At 67.0% G+C, this 1,657-nt stretch carries 1 protein-coding gene; it reads right to left on the reverse strand.

Going from position 1 to position 1,657, the window contains the following annotated elements; all coding sequences use genetic code 11:
* Positions 1 to 32: 32 nt before the first annotated feature.
* Positions 33 to 1,523 carry a transposase gene (locus ABTY62_RS47440; RefSeq protein ID WP_352135620.1) on the reverse strand — a complete coding sequence of 497 codons (1,491 nt, stop codon included), beginning with the start codon at positions 1,521 to 1,523 and terminating at the stop codon, positions 33 to 35.
* Between the last annotated feature and the right edge of the window lie 134 nt (positions 1,524 to 1,657).

A 1,657-nucleotide genomic window follows, 5' to 3' on the forward strand; every position in this document is an offset into this window, starting at 1 on the left:
GAGGCTGTCGCACGACTCCCGGCCCCCGAAGGTCAAGAGCGCCCTCGGGGTCTGTGGCTGATGAGTTTGTTGAGGTTATGGACCGTGCCGAGGAGCTTGATCTCGGCGTCCACGGCCGTATGGCTCTGGTAGTTCAGGTGGCGGCCGAAGCGTTGGAACAGCTGGGCGAATCCCGGTTCGACCAGCGCGCTGCGTCGCCGGTACTGCTCCTTCCCATCGGGAGTGGTGAGGCGGGCCGCCATGGCCTGCTGCCCGGCAGGGGCCTCCTGGCGTTTCGCCGGGAAACCGGCCTGGTGGGCGTCGCTGGTCACCGAGACCAGCAGCGGAAGATCGGCGAGAGCCTCGAAGGCGTTGGCGGAGGCATATCCGTTGTCGGCGAGCCAGAGCTGGATCTCTCCAGGGAGGTCTGCGGCGCGGTGGTTGTGCTGGATCTTATGCACCATCGGCACGAGGGCCGTCCGGTCGGAGGGGTTGTCGTGGACTTCGATGGCCAGGAGGAACTGACGCCGGGTGCAGGCAATCTGGATGTTGTATCCCTGCAGGTAGCCGCCGTGCTTGCCGTGGATCAGCCGGGAATCGGGGTCGCTCAGGCAGGCCCGGGAGTCCGGCGAGAGGGCGGGTTGTGGTGTGCGGGCCCGCTTGAGCCAGGCCCGAGCCTTCTCCAGTCGGGTCCGCTGCCTGACGAGGACGGTCTTGTGCTCCAACGGAACCGGCGGCCGCCCGTTGGCACCCCGACGGCCGGCCTCCCGGTCGCACCGAGCCCGCTCTTCGTACTCCTTGAGTTTCCCCTGGTGAGCGGCAGTCTCAGCGGCCAGGCGCTTCTCCGCGCGTGCGACCATGCGCTCGGCGGCATCGACCTTCTCGCGCACCTCGCTGGGCGGGGGCATGGATCGTTCGCGGAGTCGGGTCATGGCCAGGTTGGCCCGGGTGAGCCGGTCACACAGCCGGGACAGCCGCGGCCACTCGTCGCCGGGTTCCTCGTGGTCGTCACGAGCCTGTTCATCGTCCTCAACTCGTCGCGCATGTGTGAGTGCGTCCTCCAGGACCGTGTGGATCTCTGCCTCGCACTGGACGATGGTGTCCTCCAGACGGTGGAGTCGCTGGTTGGCGTCGCGCGACGCGTTCGCCTCCATCGGTGAACCGTCCACGGCCACGGCGGAGAGGTCCACCAGCCCGCGTTGCCCGCACAGCGCCAGCACTTGTACGAACAGCGAGTTCAAGGCGGAGCGGTGGCGCCGCACGAAGCGGGCGACAGTGGCGTGATCCACCTGATGGTTCGCGGTGATGACCCGGCAGCCCACGTCGTCCCAGCAGGACTGTTCGATGCGGCGGGAAGAACGGATGCCCTTGCTGTAGCAGTACAAGAGCAGAGCGACCAGGTTGCCCGGTGGGTAGGGCGCTCCGCCCTGTCCGTCGCGGCGATAGCCCGCCTCGAACGCCGACAGGTCGAGTTGCTCGACGATGCCAAGCACCTTCCAGCAGAGATGCTCTGTTGGCAGCCACTCCCGCACATCCTGCGGCATCTCAAGATCACGCTCACGGTCACACGACAAGAAGTTCCGCCCCACTAGGCAAGATTCCGTTGCCCCCAAGGACTTCGGAACCGAACAGCGAATCGCTCTTGACCTTCGGGGGCCGGGAGTCGTGCGACAGCCTC

This window comes from Streptomyces sp. NPDC097640, assembly GCF_040302705.1.
Classification (GTDB): domain Bacteria; phylum Actinomycetota; class Actinomycetes; order Streptomycetales; family Streptomycetaceae; genus Streptomyces.